Origin of the sequence: Brevundimonas sp. EAKA, from assembly GCF_000698025.1 — a bacterium.
Lineage (GTDB): Bacteria > Pseudomonadota > Alphaproteobacteria > Caulobacterales > Caulobacteraceae > Brevundimonas > Brevundimonas mediterranea_A.
On sequence record NZ_JMQR01000030.1, the window covers coordinates 1 to 15,328 of the forward strand.

Annotated in this window: 15 protein-coding genes; 4 read left to right on the plus strand and 11 right to left on the minus strand. The window is 69.0% G+C overall.

Features of this window, described 5'->3' with window-relative positions; translation table 11 throughout:
• The 6 genes from ER13_RS06355 to xseA all read right to left on the minus strand — a co-directional run.
• Positions 1-682, minus strand: a 682-nt coding sequence (locus ER13_RS06355; protein ID WP_035307674.1) for an NYN domain-containing protein, incomplete at its 3' end; no start/stop codon positions are given.
• 121 nt (positions 683-803) lie between these two features.
• Complete coding sequence (gene argS, locus ER13_RS06360; protein WP_035307677.1) at positions 804-2,606, minus strand: arginine--tRNA ligase; 1,803 nt, start codon at positions 2,604-2,606, stop codon at positions 804-806.
• Positions 2,606-3,283, minus strand: a complete 678-nt coding sequence (locus ER13_RS06365) for a hypothetical protein (RefSeq protein WP_008260559.1) — start codon at positions 3,281-3,283, stop codon at positions 2,606-2,608. Before ER13_RS06365 ends, argS begins: the two co-directional genes overlap by 1 nt.
• Before the next feature lie 68 nt (positions 3,284-3,351).
• Entirely contained in the window at positions 3,352-3,918 is a 567-nt protein-coding gene (locus tag ER13_RS06370) for a DUF3035 domain-containing protein (protein WP_008261403.1), read from the minus strand.
• Positions 3,919-4,092: 174 nt separating this feature from the next.
• The gene (gene lspA, locus ER13_RS06375) at positions 4,093-4,599 is read right to left on the minus strand and encodes a signal peptidase II (protein ID WP_035307679.1); all 507 of its coding nucleotides are present in this window, start codon (positions 4,597-4,599) and stop codon (positions 4,093-4,095) included.
• A 57-nt stretch (positions 4,600-4,656) separates the two neighbouring features.
• On the minus strand, positions 4,657-6,258 hold the full coding sequence (xseA, locus tag ER13_RS06380) for an exodeoxyribonuclease VII large subunit (RefSeq protein ID WP_052004928.1): 1,602 nt from the start codon (positions 6,256-6,258) through the stop codon (positions 4,657-4,659).
• A 64-nt stretch (positions 6,259-6,322) separates the two neighbouring features.
• Between xseA and ER13_RS18635 the strand changes: the two genes are divergently transcribed.
• The 3 genes from ER13_RS18635 (at position 6,323) to ER13_RS06390 (ending at position 8,297) form a co-directional block, all read left to right on the plus strand.
• The gene (locus ER13_RS18635; RefSeq protein WP_008261803.1) at positions 6,323-6,484 is read left to right on the plus strand and encodes a hypothetical protein; all 162 of its coding nucleotides are present in this window, start codon (positions 6,323-6,325) and stop codon (positions 6,482-6,484) included.
• A gap of 56 nt (positions 6,485-6,540) precedes the next feature.
• Entirely contained in the window at positions 6,541-7,815 is a 1,275-nt protein-coding gene (gene purD, locus ER13_RS06385) for a phosphoribosylamine--glycine ligase (protein WP_035307708.1), read from the plus strand.
• A 62-nt stretch (positions 7,816-7,877) separates the two neighbouring features.
• On the plus strand, positions 7,878-8,297 hold the full coding sequence (locus ER13_RS06390) for a hypothetical protein (RefSeq protein WP_035307682.1): 420 nt from the start codon (positions 7,878-7,880) through the stop codon (positions 8,295-8,297).
• Between the two features lie 16 nt (positions 8,298-8,313).
• Here ER13_RS06390 and ER13_RS06395 read toward each other — a convergent pair whose 3' ends face one another.
• On the minus strand, positions 8,314-8,997 hold the full coding sequence (locus ER13_RS06395) for a murein L,D-transpeptidase catalytic domain family protein (RefSeq protein ID WP_035307683.1): 684 nt from the start codon (positions 8,995-8,997) through the stop codon (positions 8,314-8,316).
• Between the two features lie 114 nt (positions 8,998-9,111).
• Between ER13_RS06395 and ER13_RS06400 the strand changes: the two genes are divergently transcribed.
• Complete coding sequence (locus ER13_RS06400) at positions 9,112-10,437, plus strand: amidohydrolase family protein (protein ID WP_035307685.1); 1,326 nt, start codon at positions 9,112-9,114, stop codon at positions 10,435-10,437.
• On the opposite strand, the gene lpxK is transcribed toward ER13_RS06400, so the two are convergent.
• From lpxK to ER13_RS06420, 4 genes are read right to left on the minus strand one after another with little or no spacing between them, the layout of a single operon-like run.
• Positions 10,422-11,435 carry a tetraacyldisaccharide 4'-kinase gene (gene lpxK / locus ER13_RS06405; RefSeq protein ID WP_035307710.1) on the minus strand — a complete coding sequence of 338 codons (1,014 nt, stop codon included), beginning with the start codon at positions 11,433-11,435 and terminating at the stop codon, positions 10,422-10,424. The two genes, ER13_RS06400 and lpxK, sit on opposite strands and share 16 nt — an antisense overlap.
• Positions 11,432-12,736 carry a 3-deoxy-D-manno-octulosonic acid transferase gene (locus tag ER13_RS06410; protein ID WP_035307687.1) on the minus strand — a complete coding sequence of 435 codons (1,305 nt, stop codon included), beginning with the start codon at positions 12,734-12,736 and terminating at the stop codon, positions 11,432-11,434. Before ER13_RS06410 ends, lpxK begins: the two co-directional genes overlap by 4 nt.
• Positions 12,733-13,416: a lysophospholipid acyltransferase family protein gene (locus ER13_RS06415; protein ID WP_035307689.1), complete on the minus strand. Its 684-nt coding sequence runs from the start codon at positions 13,414-13,416 to the stop codon at positions 12,733-12,735. The genes ER13_RS06410 and ER13_RS06415 overlap by 4 nt, the downstream gene beginning before the upstream one ends.
• Positions 13,413-15,242 carry an ABC transporter ATP-binding protein gene (locus tag ER13_RS06420; RefSeq protein WP_035307691.1) on the minus strand — a complete coding sequence of 610 codons (1,830 nt, stop codon included), beginning with the start codon at positions 15,240-15,242 and terminating at the stop codon, positions 13,413-13,415. The genes ER13_RS06415 and ER13_RS06420 overlap by 4 nt, the downstream gene beginning before the upstream one ends.
• Between the last annotated feature and the right edge of the window lie 86 nt (positions 15,243-15,328).

The window sequence follows — 15,328 nt, forward strand, 5'->3', positions numbered from 1 at the left end:
GGGGCAGGCTGGGGCGGGCGCTCCAGGCCTCGGGCCGTTCGATCCAGCCCTTGGCCGTCTTCAGTCGGTCGGGCAGCATCGACTGGGCCAGCAGATTGGAGCCGATCCCCACCAGTTCGTCGGTCCAGCTGGCGATCTGGCGGTTGTGAAGCCGGCCGGGCGGGGCGACGCTGACGATCCGCTTGTCCGGATAGGCCTCGCGCACGAACCGCACGGTGGCCGCATGGTCCCCGTCGGTGGTCAGCAGATAGACGCTGTCGACCCGGTTCGCCGCCACATCGTCCGCCACCGCCAGGGCCAGGTTGACGTCGCTCTGTTTCTCCGTCGCTGAACTCCAGCCGTGGCCACAGGCGCGGCAATGTTCGCCGTGGACGACGAAATGGCCCATCAGACAACGCACGCGCCGGGCTCTCAGCGCCGTCTCATAGCGGAACTGCGCCTCCATCCGCGCCCGGGCCTGGGGCTTGTGCGCGCTGACCCAGACGACGCCGGTCAGCCGCTCCATCGGATCGATCAGCCCCCGCCCCAGGGCCCGCAGATCCAGCCACAACCATTCTCGCCGCTTCTGGTCCAGCAGGGCGTGAAACAGGTTATAGCCGTCGACATAGAGGACGGCGCGGCGTTTCAGGAACGGCGGCGTGAAATCGCCGGGACCGAAGCCGCGAATGGCCCCATCGGCCATGCGAATGCGCCCGTGATGCTGACCGTAGGGTTTCCCCATCCGTCGTCCGCCCCCTGTCCCCCGTAAAGGTTAATCAGAGGAGCGCAGCGGAGTCCGCGTCTTTCAGGTCACAGAACGGCGGTCACATCCGTTCGGGCGTCTCGATCCCCAACAGGGTCAGCGCCGTCTCGAGCTGACGCAGGGCCGCAGCTGACAGGGCCAGGCGCGAGGCCCGCGTCGCCTCGTCCGGCGCGACCAGCACCGGGCAGGCGGCGTAGAATTTCGAGAAGGACTGGGCCACCCGATAGGCGTGTTCGGCCACCAGATGCGGCATCCGCTTGTCATAGGCGTCCGAGACGGCGGTCGAGAAGGCGTCCAGCGTCAGGGCCAGATCGCGTTCCGCCTGTTCGGCGATGACGATGGCGCCGGGCGTCGCGCCCTGTTCGGCGGCCTTCCTCAGCAGGGATTTGATCCGCACCGACTGGTACAGCAAATACGGGCCGGTCTTGCCCTCGAAGCTCATGAACCGGTCCAGGTCGAAGACGTAGCTGGTGGTGCGGGCGTTCGAAAGATCGGCGAACTTCAGGGCGGCGATGGCCACCTTGTGCGCGATGGCTTCGAATTCTTCCGGCGAAAGGTCGTCGCCCAGCTTGGCTTCCTTCAGCCGCTCGCGCGCCTTGTCCGTCGCCTGATCGATCAGGTCGCGCAGCTTCAACACCCCGCCGGCCCGGGTCTTGAACGGCTTGCCGTCCTGGCCGTTCATGGTGCCGAAGCCCAGATGCTCCAGCGCCCCTTCGGCGGCGTATCCGGCCAGATAGGCGGCGCGGAACACCTGTTCGAAATGCTCGGCCTGGCGTTCGTCGACCACATACAGGGCCAGGTCCGGCGCCAGGGCCTTCTTGCGGTCCAGGATCGTGGCCAGGTCGGTCGTGCCGTACATGGCCGAGCCCTCCGAGCTGATCACCAGCAGGGGCGGGGGCGAGGGGGCCTCGATCACCGAACCGTCGGCCAGCTTCTTCTTGCGGGTCTCACCCGGCTTGGCGACATGCACCACCTGGGCGCCGTCGTCCTCGACCAGCAGACCAGTCGCCTTCAGATGCGCCAGCATTTCCGGCATCTGCGGATCGGCGTCGCTCTCGCCGTTCCACAGGTCGAAATCGACCGACAGGTCGCCGTATTCGCGCTTCAGCGCCTCGCGGCTGACCGCCACGAAATGCCGCCACAGCGCGCGATAGCCGGGACGTCCGTTCTGCAGCTCCGCCGTCGCCTTGCGCGCGCGGTCGCGGAAGGTCGGGTCTTCCTTGGCCTTGCCGGCCGCCAGCGGATACAGCCGGTCCAGATCGGCCAGAGTCACGGGGCTGTCGGCCGGGAAGGGGCCGTCGCCCTCGACCAGGAAGCCTTCCGCCAGGCCTTCATCGCCACAGGCGACGATCAGCAGCCCCATCTGGAAGCCCCAGTCGCCGAAATGGGCGTCGCCGGTGACGTGGTCGCCTCTGAACCGGAACAACCGCTTCAGGCTCTCGCCGATGATGGCGCTGCGCAGATGGCCGACGTGCATCGGCTTGGCCACGTTTGGACCGCCGTAGTCGATGACCACCTTGCGCGGATCGGCCACCACGGCGGCGCCCGCATGCTCGGCGTCGGCGGCCACCTCTGCGGCGCGTTCGGCCAGCAGCGCATCGGCCAGCTTCAGATTGATGAAGCCCGGTCCCGCCACCTCGACCGAGGCGAAATGAGGATCGGCGGTCAGGCGTTCGGCGATCCTGCTCGCCAGTTCGCGCGGGTTGGCCTTCAGCGCCTTGGCGGCGGCCAGGGCGCCGTTCGACTGGAAGTCGGCCAGGTCGGGGCGGTCGGATGGGGTGACGCGAGCCAGGGCCGCATCCACGCCTTCGGCGGCGAAGGCGGCGGCGACCGCTTCGCTGAGGACGGTCTTCAGATCAGCCATTATTGGTTCGGCGCAGAGGCTTGGGCCGGCACGCCGGCGTTGACGCGGAAGCGGCTGCCCGAGCGGTTGAACTCGGCCATTTCCGGCGTGACGTCGAAGCCGATCAGGACTTCGAAATTGCCGCCGCTGGTGTCGATACCCGCGCGGGGGATCACGATGGTCCGCTGTTCATGAACCGAGGCGGTGCGTTGGCCGTCGAAATCCACCGGCAGGTCGAAATATTCCTTGGCCAGGATGGCGTTGTTGCGCTCGGTCACGGCGACCCAGTAGCGATAGGTCTTCTGGTCGCCCGCCGCCTTTTCGCCACGGCCCAGCTCGAACAGGATGTCCATATCCAGGCGGATCGGATCGGCCTCGCGGTATTCGCAGTCGGCGGACACGCCTTCGATCTCGCCGGTGTAGCCGACGTTGGAAACGGCCGCGCGGCCGCCTTCCAGCTCGACGTAGCGGGCGGCGTCGTACAGCACCTTCACAAAGGGGCAGGGGCCGGCGTTGGCGCGACGGCGCAGGGGCGCGATGCGCGGCGCGCGGCTGGAGGGCGCATTTTCAGACCCATCGGCCTGCTGGCCGCTGGAACCGCGATCACGCTGGCGCTGCGAGGTCTGCGCCTCGGCGGCGACGGGCAGGACAGCGGCCGCAATGGAGACGGCGGCCAGGGCGGAGAGCACGCGACGCATCAGTTATCTTCCGACAGCGAGAGGACCAACGCCGTGGCAGGCGTCCTTAGAAAAGAGGCGAAGAGGTCTTAGAGACCGGGCAGCTTGAAGCCGCCGCTGCGACGCGGGGTGATGGTGATGGCCTGTTGGCCGCCGGTCAGGGCCTGAAGACGCGCGGCCTCGGTCGTGGCGTCGATCGTCGTCTGACCTTCCGAGGTCTGGCGAACGGTCGGCGCCTGGGTCGATGCGTCATCCTTGCGCCAGAACATCAGGCGGTTGGCGAAGCTTTCGTCCTTATGTGCGATGTCGCCGAACTCGTCGTCGACGACGTAACGGGCCAGGGGATCGGCCTGGTCGGCGCCGGCCTGGGCGACCAGGACCTGCTCGCCCGGGGTGCGGGTGACGGCCTGGCGCTGACCCAGCAGAATCTGACGGGCGGCGCTTTCAGGCGCGAGTTCCTGCGGACGCGGCTGGCCGGGTGCGGGCGGGCGAAGGCCGTATTCGGGCGGGACGCTGAGCGGGGCGGTGGAGACGGTCACGAACTCGTCCGGCACGACCTTGGTCAGGCCAATGCCTTGCTTGAGGCTGCCGCAGGCCGACACGGCGAGCGCGGCGGAGGCGGCGAGGGTCAGTACGGCGACGCTGCGGATACGCATGGGTTCAGGCTCTGATCGGCTGATGCTCGAAACGCCTCTACGGGCGTTGTTGGCATAGTGAAGACGGGGTGATTACGACTTTTCGGGGGCCGCGCCAACCTTCGAGCCTGATCCGCTGCGCCGGCGATCTCGCCGAGGCCGTGAAACGGGCTTTGGATCAGTCGAAAGCCGGTTTCAGGCCTTGGCGGCCTTGTCGGACAGGAAGCTGTCCAGAATCAGCAGAATGACGCCGATGGTGATGGCGCTGTCGGCGATGTTGAACACCCAGGGGAAGACGCCCGTGCCGGAGAAGTCGATGAAATCGACCACATAGCCGAAGCGGACCCGGTCGATGACATTGCCCAGGGCCCCGCCCATGACGAAACCGATGGCGGTGATCAGCAGGCGGCGATTCGACTGGGTCGCCCACCAGGCCAGGCCGGCCGAGACGATGACCGAGAAGATGGTCAGCCCCCAGCGCGCCTCGCCCCCGCCGAACAGGCCGAAGCTGACGCCGGTGTTCTGAACAAAGGTGAAGCGCAGGATCGGCGGCAGCACCTCGGCGAAGACATAGCCGGGCGGGATCTGGCTGATCGATGCGACGTCGGGCAGGCCCAGAATCCAGGCCTTGGTCCACTGGTCCAGCACGATGATCAGAAGGGCGAAGCCATAGGCGGCCAGGGCGATGCGAGGGATCTTCATGGGGCGGCGGTTAGCAGGAAGCGCCGCCGGGGCGAAGCGGAAAACGGACGGAACCGGTCAGAACAGGTCGCCTTGCCCCGGCGCGGCAGGCTTGGGCCGAGGCGCCGGCCGCGCCGGGGCGGACGCTGTACGGCCGTCGCCGCCGTCGATGATCGCGCCCCTTGCGCCGTCACCGAACACAAGACGCACCGCCTGGCCCGCCTCCAGCGTCGCTGCGGAAGTGATCCAGTCGCCGTCCGGATTTTCCACCCGCGCGAAGCCGGGCTTGGGCCGGCCGGGGTCCAGCGTGGCCAGGGCGCGCGTCAGGCCCGCCAGCCGATCCGCGTCCCGTTCCAGCCGACGCGGCATGACGCCGTCCAGCCGCGCCCCAAGCGCCTGCAACCGCGCATCGCGCTGGTCCAGCCGACGATGCAGGGGGGCGGGCGACAGTCGCGCCGAGACTTGCAGCAGCCGGCGCTCGCTCCGTGCGACGCCGGCCTGCAAGGCCGCGCCCAGCCGGTCGCCCGCGCCGCGCAGCCGGTCCTGCCCCCGCTCGATCCTCGCGCGCAGCAGGGCGGGGCTCAGCTTGCCGCCCGTCACGGCCAGATGCCGTTCGTGCAGGGCGACATTGCGTTGCAGCCCCGAACCCAGCCGGCTGGCGGCGTTGTCCAGTCGCTGCTGCGCCAGGGCCAGCAGATCCTCCGGCCGCGCCGGCAGACCCCGCGCCACGGACCGCAGCCGCGTGCGCCGATCCTCGATCAGCCGCCCGCCCGCCAGGACCATCCGCCGGTCCAGGTCGGCGACCGCATATCTCAGGTCCGCCAGCACCGGCGTCGCGATCTCGGCCGCCCCGGTGGGGGTCGGCGCGCGCCGGTCGGACACGAAGTCGATCAAGGTGGTGTCCGTCTCGTGCCCCACGGCCGAGATGATCGGGATCCGCGCCGCCGCCACCGTCCGCGCCAGTCCCTCGTCGTTGAAGCACCACAGGTCCTCGACCGAGCCGCCCCCACGGGCCACGATCAACAGGTCGGGGCGGGGGATCGGCCCATCGACAGTCATCGCGTCGAAGCCGCGGATGGCGTTCGACACCTGGCCGCACGCCGCCTCGCCCTGGACCACCACGGGCCAGACGATCACCCGGCAGGGCCAGCGTTCGGCGATCCGGTGCAGGACGTCGCGGATCACGGCGCCCGTCGGGCTGGTGATGACGCCGATGGTGCGGGGGAACTGGGGCAGGGGCTTCTTGCGCCCCGGCTCGAACAGGCCCTCTTCGCGCAGCCGGACCTTCAGCCGCTCGAGTTGCGCCAAAAGGGCGCCGGCCCCGGCCGCCTCCATGCTCTCGATCACGATCTGGTACGACGACCGCGCCGGATACGAGGTGATCTTGCCGGTGACGATGACCTCCAGCCCCGCCTCCGGCTGGACGCCCAGGCCGCGCACCGATCCCTTCCAGATCACTCCGTCGATGGCCGACTTGTCGTCCTTCAGGGTCAGATAGATGTGGCCCGAGGCGTGACGATTGACCTTGGACACCTCGCCCCTCAGCCGCACATGGCCGAATCGCTCCTCCAGCGTCCGCTTCAGGGCGAAGGACAGTTCGGAGATCGACAGGGGCGGATTGTTGTCGCGCGGGGCGGCGGCCTCGGCCGGGCCTTCGAACACATAGGAGTCGTCGCTCATCGGCCCATCCTAGCCTGCGTCGCCTCTTGCGGGAACAGGATCGACGCCGCCCCGTTCGGCTTTCATGGCCGCCGACCCCCAAGGAACCGATCCGGACGACCGCGACCCGCGCGAGCGCGACCTCATGCGTCGCAGCGGGGCGGGCGGCGCCTTGAGCCCCTGGCTGATCATCGGCGGGATCGCCCTGATCGGCCTGGTCGTCTACGTCCTTTCCGCCCTGTTCTGACGCTTCAGCCCGGCGGACGCTTGACCGCCCGACGCAGGCCCGTCATTGCCGACTTCATGATTATTCTTCTCGTCGGATCGGGCGGGCGCGAACACGCCCTGGCCTGGAAGATCGCCCAGTCGCCACTGGTCACCCGCCTCGTCGCCGCCCCCGGCAATCCGGGCATCGAGAAGCTGTGCGAGCTCCGTTCGGTCAAGGCCGACGACGCCGAGGGGCTCGCCGCTCTTGCGCGCGAGATCAAGGCGGACCTGGTCGTGGTCGGGCCCGAGGTCGCCCTGGCCGCCGCTCTCGCCGACCGTCTGGCCTCGGCCGGCATCCCCTGTTTCGGCCCCACCGCCAAGGCGGCCCAGCTGGAGGTGTCCAAGGCCTTTTCCAAGGCCTTCCTGGAACGCCACGAAATCCCCACCGCCGGCTACGGCGTCTATGACACGGTCAAGGACGCCAAGGCCGCGCTGGACGTGTTCAAGCCTCCCTATGTCATCAAGGCCGACGGCCTGGCCGCCGGCAAGGGCGTGGCCATCAGCCCGGATCGCGCCGACGCCGAGGCCGAGATCGAACGCATGCTGGGCGGCCGCTTCGGCGCCGCCGGCGCCCGCGACGTGATCGAGGAGTTCATGGACGGCGAGGAGGGCTCGCTGTTCGCCCTGTGCGACGGGAAACAGGCCGTCCTGTTCGGCGGCGCCCAGGACCACAAGCGCGCCTTCGACGGCGACACCGGCCCCAACACTGGCGGCATGGGCGCCTATTCCCCCGCTCCGGTCTTCACCGCCGACCTGGTGCAGCAGGCCGACGAACTCATCGTCCAGCCCACCATCCGCAAGATGGCCGAGGAAGGCGCTCCCTATCGCGGCGTTCTCTACGCCGGCCTGATGGCCACGGCCGAGGGCCCCAAGGTCGTCGAGTTCAACGCCCGCTTCGGCGATCCCGAATGCCAGGTGTTGATGATGCGGATGGCCGGGGACATCGTCCCCTATCTGCTGGGCTGCGCGCGGGGCGACGTCTCCGGCCTGCCGTCCCCGGCCTTCAAGCCCCAGACGGTGATCTGCGTCGTCATGGCGGCGAAGGGCTATCCCGACAGCCCGCTGGAGGGGTCGATCATTCGCGGCGTCGATCAGGACTTCGGCCCCCACGTCCAGGTCTTCCACGCCGGGACCCGACGCCGCGAAGACGGCCAGCTGTGCGCTGCCGGCGGCCGCGTCCTGAACGTCTGCGCCGAGGGCGACGACATCGCCCAGGCCCGCGAACGCGCCTATGCCGCCATCCGGAAGATCGACTGGCCCGGCGGCTTCAACCGCTCCGATATCGGCTGGCGGGCCCTAGACCGGGGCTGACTCCAACAACCAACCTTCGGTTTTGATTTGACGAAACAGCGGCAAAGCTTCCAACTCGGCCCATGTCAGTTCGTCGCAAACTCACGGCAGGCGAGTTCCTTGAGCGGATTGCGTCCGAGTTCAAATACCAGTCGCCGCTTCCGCGTCTGAAGGTCTTCGGGGACGAGGGTCTGCTTATCTGGCGCGACAAGGGCGTCAAAACTGGCGTGGTAATCGGTCCATCGGTCGGCGGCGCCTTCGTCTTCCTGCGAAGAGCGCGAGTTCGCGTGGAGGCCGTTACCGAAGCCGTTGGAATTTTGGAGGACGTCTTCCGAGGCGAGATCGTAGAAATCCAGGCGTTCGGGCCTGGAGGCGGCGACATATGGCTGGCGCACGTCAACGCGCCGGCGGTGCATGTTTCGCGTTTTGACCGCAGCAAAGGCGTCGAGGTGCCGGTGTTTACGCGTATGGCGTTTGGGCCTTGGCCGTCAGCCAAAGGCTAAAACCCGGACCTGAGTCTTACGCCCAGGCGAACAGCAGCCGGCCTTCGCCCATGCGTTCGCGCAGTTCGGGCAGATCGGTGTGGGCGACCGAGAAACAGCCGTAGCTGCGACCCAGCTTGCCTTCGCGCGCCAGGAAGTCCGGGTCGGCGTAGTCGGCGCCGTGGATGATGATGGCCCGCTCGCGGGCCTTGTCGTTTGAATATTCCAGCCCGTCCAGCAGGACGTTCGGCCCCTGTTGCGACCCCCAGCTGGCGCCGGCGGTGGCGTAGGCGCCGACCGAGGACATGTTGGAATCCGGCGTATTGGAGAAGCGCTGGGCGTAACCTGAGTGGCTGGGGTCGGAACCGCGACCGTGGCAGGTGCGCAGGACCTTGACCTCGCCGGCGACCAGATCGACCTCGTACAGCCGCTCTTCGCCCGAGAATTTCTGAAAATCGACCAGATACATGCGGTCGCGAAGCGGGATCTTGTGGTGGTGGACGTCCAACGCCGTCATGGCGCGTTCCATCAGTTCCTTGCGGACATGACCGCGCGGATCCAGCGGCGGGGGCGTCACGCTTACGGTCTGGATCGGCGCCGCAGGGGGGACGACCGGCGCGACTGTCGCGGCGGTGGTGAGCGGGGCCTTGGCGCTCGCGCTGGCGCAACCCGCCAACATGGCCGATCCGCCCAGAATAAGCCCTCGTCTCGATAGCCGCATGCGACGCCCTCGTTGCGGTTGGTCTTCAGGCGTGTTTGTTTCAAATGGTTACGGGCGAAGCAACCTTGGCCTTGTGGGGCGATTTTGCGGCGCACCTGTTTGGGGGAGAAATCGATGAAGCGTTTCGGTCTGGCGATGGTGGCATGGGGGGCGTTGGCCGCAGGCGCGGCGGCGCAGCAAAGCCCCGCAGGGGTTGGGGTTTCTCCAGAGCCGACGACGATGTTCGTCGAGGCCGGGCGATTGCTGGCCGACCCGTCGAACGGCGTTGTGCAGCGCGGTAAAACTCTCGTGATCAGAGGGAACCAGGTCGTCGAGGTGCGTGACGGCTTCGTCGGCGACCCGGCGCAAGGGCAGGTCATCGACCTGCGGACCGCCTTCGTCCTGCCGGGACTGATCGACAGCCACGTCCATCTGACGGGCCAGCAGAACCCCAATTCCCGTCTGGAAGAGGTCACCTTGTCCGACGCCGATCAGGCCATGGTGGGCGCCCGCTACGCCCGCCGCACCCTGATGGCGGGCTTCACCACCGTCGCAGACCTGGGCGCCGGCAATCAGGCGATCTTCGCCCTGAGAAACGCAGTGCGGAACGGCGACGTGCCGGGACCGCGCATCATCGCAGCCGGATCCTCGGTCTCCATCCATGGCGGCCATGGCGACATCAACGGCTATCGCGACGACGTCATGCATCTGCTGTCGTCCGAGAGCATCTGTTCGGGCGCGGACGACTGTATGCGCGCCGTCCGCACCCAGGTCCGGGCCGGCGCCGACATCATCAAGATCACGGCCACGGGCGGGGTCCTGTCCAACACCGCCGCCGGTCTGGGCCAGCAGTTCAGCGACCCCGAACTGACCGCCATCGTCGACAGCGCCCACCGCATGGGCCGCCAGGTCACGGCCCATGCCCACGGCGTGGACGGGATCAACGCCTTCCTGCGCGCGGGCGGCGACTCCATCGAACACGGCACCTATCTGGACGACCAGTCGATCCGCCTGTTCAAAGCCAATGGCGCCTGGCTGGTGCCCACGCTGTTGGCCGGCGATTTCGTCGCCCGCATCGCCTCGGGCCCCAACAACTTCTTCACCCCGGCCCAGACCGCCAAGGCGCTGGAGGCGGGGCCAAAGATGCTGGACATGGCGCGCCGCGCGCATGAGGGTGGGGTAAGGATCGCCTTCGGCACGGACAGCGGCGTCTCGGCCCATGGCGACAATGCTCAGGAGTTCGCGCTCCTGGTCCGCGCCGGCCTGACGCCCCTGGAGGCGATCCAGGCGGCCACCGTCGGGGCCGCCGAACATCTGCGGATTTCCAGCGAGGCCGGAAAGATCGCGCCCGGCATGCCGGCCGACATCGTCGCGGTGTCGGGCGATCCGCTGACGGACGTGACCGAACTGGAGCGGATGAAGTTCGTGATGAAGGGCGGAGCCGTCTATCGCGCCGACTGAAGACGGGCGTTCAGGAAGGCGGCGAACCCCGCCTGATCCTCGAAGCGGGCGACCACCGGCCAGGCCGTCACATTGGCCCGCTGGTCGGGCGTCAGCCGGACCCAGTCCTTTTCCGTCGTGACCAGACCGGCCTGGAACACCGCCGCCCGCGCCCGCAGGAAGGCCATGTCCTCGGGTCTATAGGCCGCATGATCCGGGAAGGGGACGAAGTCCGCCAGGTCGCAGCCCGCCGCCTTCAGCGACCGCTCGACCTTCCAGGGCTTGGCGATGCCGGCGAAGCCGACCTGCGGCCCGGCCGGCGGCGGACCTTCGGGCGTCAGGCGGCACAGGAAGACGGGCAGGGCGCCGAAGGTCGCCACCAGTTCGGGATCGACCGTCTCGACATCGGCGGGCAGCATCACCACCACGGCGTCGGCGCGCGCCAGTCCCGCCGCCAGGGGCTCGCGCATCGGACCTGATGGAAACACCGAGCCGTCGCCGAACGGCCATTCGTCCTCGCGCGTCTCGCCGTCCACGACGATCAGGCTGACCGTCTTCTTCAAGGCGGGGTTCTGATGGCCGTCGTCCAGCACCAGCACCTGCGCGCCCTCGGCCGCCGCCCGCGCGCCCGCGACCCGATCCCGCGCGATCCAGGCGGGCGAGGCTTGCGCCAGCATCAGGGGCTCGTCGCCGACGTCCTCGGCGGTATGGATCTGCAGATCAACGCGCACCGGCCCCTCCAGCCGCCCGCCGTAGCCGCGCGACAGGGCCTGAGCCTCTACGCCTGCCATCCGCAGCAGTCGCAACACCTCGCGCGCCACCGGCGTCTTGCCCGATCCGCCCACCGTCAGATTGCCGACCGAAATCACCGCACAGCCGGGATCGACCGGGACCGCCCGCGCGATCCGCCGCGCCGTGACGCCGGCCCAGATCCAGCCCAGGGGCTTCAGCAGGGTGCGGGTCAGCCGGGCGTGGCTGCGATCGCGGACATACCACCAGCGAGGGGTGTTCAGCTTCATCGGCCCGAACCCGTTCTGGTCGCCGTCTTCGGCGTCAGCGGCGACAGGAAGGCCCACAACCGGTCCAATCCGCCGCCCGCTTCGGCGGCGGCGCGCCGGGCGCGCTCGCCCATGGCCTTGGCCGCCGCAGGATCGGCCAGCAAGGGCTCGACCGCGCCGGGCAGGTCCCAAGGCGCCTGAACCAGGACCAACCCTCCGGCCTGGGCCAGGGCCGAGGTCACGGTGGCCCAGTTGGAGGCGTCGGGTCCGGTGATGGTCGGCCGCGCCAGCCGCGCCGGCTCCAGCGGATTGTGCCCGCCCACCGCAGGCAGGCCCAGGGCAGGGGCGAACGATCCGCCCATCACCACCACATCCGCCAACCGCAGGAACAGCCCCATCTCGTTCAGGGTGTCGGCCAGATAGACGTCGGTGTCTCGACCGATGGTCTCGCCCCGCGACCGCATGGCGAAGGCCACGCCCTCTCGCTGCAGGGCTGTGGCGATATGCGGCCCCCGTTCCGGATGGCGCGGCGCCAGGATCAGGCAGGCGCGGTCCGCCAGCTTATCCAGGGCGCGGACAATGGCGATCTCTTCGCCTTCATGGGTGCTGGCGGCGACGACCACCGGCCGGTCCCCGATGGCGGCGCTCAGGCGGCTGAAGGCGGCGGCGTCAAGGGGCAGGGCGTCGCCCGCCAGCTTCAGATTGACCAGGCCGTCGATCCGCGCACCCAGGCGCTCCAATCGCTCACCCGACGCCTGATCCTGGGGCAGGACCAGGTCGAAGACCCCGGTCAGCGCCCGCGCCGAGGCCGGAAACCGCGCCCAGCCCTCGACCGTCTTTTCGGTGATCCGTGCGCTGACCAGCGCCAGTTTGACGCCGCGCCGATGCGCCTCCAGCAGCATGTTCGGCCACAGTTCGCTCTCGACGAAGATCGCCAGGCTGGGCCGCCAATGATCCAGAAACCGCGCCACGACGCCGGGCCCGTCGACCGGCGCATACTGGTGGATGGCGCCCTTGGGCAGCCGTTCGGCCAGGATCCGGGCCGAGGTCACGGTGCCCGATGTCACCAGCACCGTCAGGTCCGGCCGGGTCTTCACGAACCGTTCGACCAGGGGCAGCAGCGACAGGGTTTCGCCCATGCTGACGCCGTGCAGCCAGACCAGATCGCCGGCGGGTCGTTCGGCGCGGGTGAAGCCCAGCCGCTCGTCGACGCGCGCGGGGTCTTCCTTGCCCCTGTGCGCGCGGGCGTCCAGCAGGCGCGGGGCGAGCGGCTCCAGTGCGCGGGTCAGCAGTCGATAGGCCAGCAGCGGCAGGGGCGTCACGGCTTCAGCCCCGTGATCGCGTCAGCCCGCGCCTCGACCGCGTTCATGCGGGCCGTCCAGTCCTCGATGACGGCGGCCATGTCGCCGCCCTCGGGGAATTCGGCGCGGTCCCAGACGATCGCCCCCTTGCCGAAGGGCAGGGGCAGGACGGCGCGGTCCCAGCTGTTCAGGCGGATCGCCGGATTACACGACAGGCCGATGAACAGGGCCGGCGCCTTCGACAGTTTCGCCATCAGGGGCAGGCCTTCGGCCATGGTATGGGCCGGGCCGCGCGGCCCGTCGGGCGTCACGGCCAGGGCGCCGATCTTCAACTGTTTCAAGCCGTCGCGCAGGGCCTGCGACCCGCCCTTGGCCCGGTCGGCCTTGTCCTTGTTGGCCGACGAACCGCGGACGGCGGGAAAGCCCTGACGCGCCACGGCCTTGGCGATGAACTCGCCGTCGGCCGACAGCGAGATCAGCCCCTTCGCCGGTTGCGCCCGGTCCAGCGGCCACGACGCCGGGGCCAGGCCGATCCGCGAATGCCAGAAGACGCAAAGCACGCCGCCGCCGTGAGCCCAGACCTGTTCGGCGACCGTCTGGTTCTCGTGGGTCCAGCGGATGGTGGCGAAGCAGAACTGCATCCACTGCGCCAGCGCCCAGGCCAGGACGGACTGGATCACCGGGTTGCGCAGCGGCCTCACGCGACGGTCTCGACCGTGGGCGGCGTCCCGTCCAGAGACTGCTGGCGGGCCAGTCGGGAATAGAGGCCGCCGCGCGCGACCAGGACGACGTGCGGGCCTTCCTCCACCACGCGTCCGGCCTCGATCACATAGATGCGGTCGGCGTTGCGAACGGTCGACAGACGGTGGGCGATCATCAGGGTGGCGCGCCCTTCCATCAACCGCTCCAGCGCCGCCTGGACCAGGGCCTCGCTCTCGGTGTCCAGGGCGCTGGTCGCCTCGTCCAGCAGCAGGATCGGCGCGTCCTTCAGGAAGGCGCGGGCGATGGCGATCCGCTGGCGCTGGCCGCCGGACAGACGCAGGCCCGCCTCGCCGGCGCGGGTCTCGTAACCTTCGGGCAGGGCGGTGATGAAGTCATGGGCGGCGGCCGAACGCGCGGCCTCCTCGATCTGGGCTTGCGTGGCGCCCGGCCGCCCATAGGCGATATTGGCGGCGATGGTGTCGTCGAACAGGAAGGGCTCCTGCGTCACCAGGGCGATATGGTCGCGCAGGTCGTTGATCCGCAGCCCACGCACGTCCCGCCCATTGATCGTCACCGCCCCGCCCGTCACGTCATAGAAACGCGGCAACAGGCTCAATATCGTGCTCTTGCCCCCGCCCGACGGGCCGACCAGGGCCACGGTCTCGCCGGGGGCCACCCGCAACGACACCTGATCCAGCGTCGGCGCGCCGCCCGGCCCATAGGCGAACGACACCTGGTCCAGCACCACCTCGACTGGCCCGGGGGACAGGGGCGCCGCATCAGGCGCCTCGCGGATCTCGGCCTCAATGTCCAGGGCGCCGAACAGGCGGCGAGCGGCGGTGAAGCCCTCGCTCATGACCGTCGCCAGGTTCGTGACCTGCCGCAGGGCCTGACCGGCGGCCAGCAACATGCCGATGAAGGCGGCGAAACCGCCGACCGTCATCTCGTCCGACTGCGCCCGCCATCCGGCATAGGCCATGACGGCAGCGACAACGATATAGGCCACCAGATCGCTGGACGGTCCCGCGAAGGCGCGGGCGTTGGCGCCCTTGATGACGTGGCGCTGGCGACGGGCCACCACCTCTGCGACGCGGTCCTGCTCGGCCGCCTCGCGGTTCTCGATCTTGATCAGGCGAACCCCGTCCAGATTCTCCATCAGGGCGGTGGACAGGTTCTCGGTCTCGGCCATGGCGCCTTGCGCGGCCTTGCGGGTCTTGCGCCCGAACCGGCGCAGCACCAGCGCCACCAGCGGCACCCCAAGCAGCACCACGACGGTCAGCTGCCAGTCGATGAACCCCATATAGATGAGCACGGCGATCAGGGTCAGCAGGTTCTGAGTGTAGTTGACCACGCCCGAGGTGAAGGCCTCGCGCACCATATTGGCGTCGAACAGAACCGACGAGACGAAGCCGCCCGAATGCTGGCTGCGCAACCGGGCCAGATCGGCGCGGATCATGGCCCCGAACAGACGGATCTGGATGTCGCCGACGATCGTGTGACCCAGCCGGTTGACCAGGGCCGCCTGGCCCAGCGCCGCCAGGGTCCGCATCACCGCGACCGCCAGGATGGCGGCCGGAATCCAGATGATAGCCTTGTCTGCGGGGAAGCTGACGACCCCGAACAGGCTGATCGGCTCGGTCCCGCCCAGGAACAGGCCGTTCACCGCCGGTTCCAGCAGTTTCAGCAGGGCCGCCGTAAGTAGACCCGTCATCGCCGCGCACAGCACCGAAAGGATCAGCGATCCCTTGTGCCGGGACAGGTAATCGCGCCAGATCCGCGCCAGCAGGGCGCGCAGGGGCATGGTCTCGGAAGCGGGCGCGGTCATCGGCCTTCGGTCGTCCGAGCCGCTCCTCAAGTCAAGGCTTGTCAGGCGAAGGCGTCAGCGGACGCCCCTCCTCGTCGGCCCGGATC

Excerpts from the sequence above, each read along its gene's own strand:
- ER13_RS06395 (WP_035307683.1), bottom strand. The coding sequence starts at position 8,997 with ATGCGGCTATCGAGACGAGGGCTTATTCTGGGCGGATCGGCCATGTTG.
- ER13_RS06390 (WP_035307682.1), top strand. The coding sequence starts at position 7,878 with ATGTCAGTTCGTCGCAAACTCACGGCAGGCGAGTTCCTTGAGCGGATT.
- ER13_RS06370 (WP_008261403.1), bottom strand. The coding sequence starts at position 3,918 with ATGCGTATCCGCAGCGTCGCCGTACTGACCCTCGCCGCCTCCGCCGCG.
- xseA (WP_052004928.1), bottom strand. The coding sequence starts at position 6,258 with ATGAGCGACGACTCCTATGTGTTCGAAGGCCCGGCCGAGGCCGCCGCC.
- lpxK (WP_035307710.1), bottom strand. The coding sequence starts at position 11,435 with ATGAAGCTGAACACCCCTCGCTGGTGGTATGTCCGCGATCGCAGCCAC.
- argS (WP_035307677.1), bottom strand. The coding sequence starts at position 2,606 with ATGGCTGATCTGAAGACCGTCCTCAGCGAAGCGGTCGCCGCCGCCTTC.
- purD (WP_035307708.1), top strand. The coding sequence starts at position 6,541 with ATGATTATTCTTCTCGTCGGATCGGGCGGGCGCGAACACGCCCTGGCC.
- ER13_RS06400 (WP_035307685.1), top strand. The coding sequence starts at position 9,112 with ATGAAGCGTTTCGGTCTGGCGATGGTGGCATGGGGGGCGTTGGCCGCA.
- ER13_RS06420 (WP_035307691.1), bottom strand. The coding sequence starts at position 15,242 with ATGACCGCGCCCGCTTCCGAGACCATGCCCCTGCGCGCCCTGCTGGCG.
- lspA (WP_035307679.1), bottom strand. The coding sequence starts at position 4,599 with ATGAAGATCCCTCGCATCGCCCTGGCCGCCTATGGCTTCGCCCTTCTG.
- ER13_RS18635 (WP_008261803.1), top strand. The coding sequence starts at position 6,323 with ATGGCCGCCGACCCCCAAGGAACCGATCCGGACGACCGCGACCCGCGC.
- ER13_RS06365 (WP_008260559.1), bottom strand. The coding sequence starts at position 3,283 with ATGCGTCGCGTGCTCTCCGCCCTGGCCGCCGTCTCCATTGCGGCCGCT.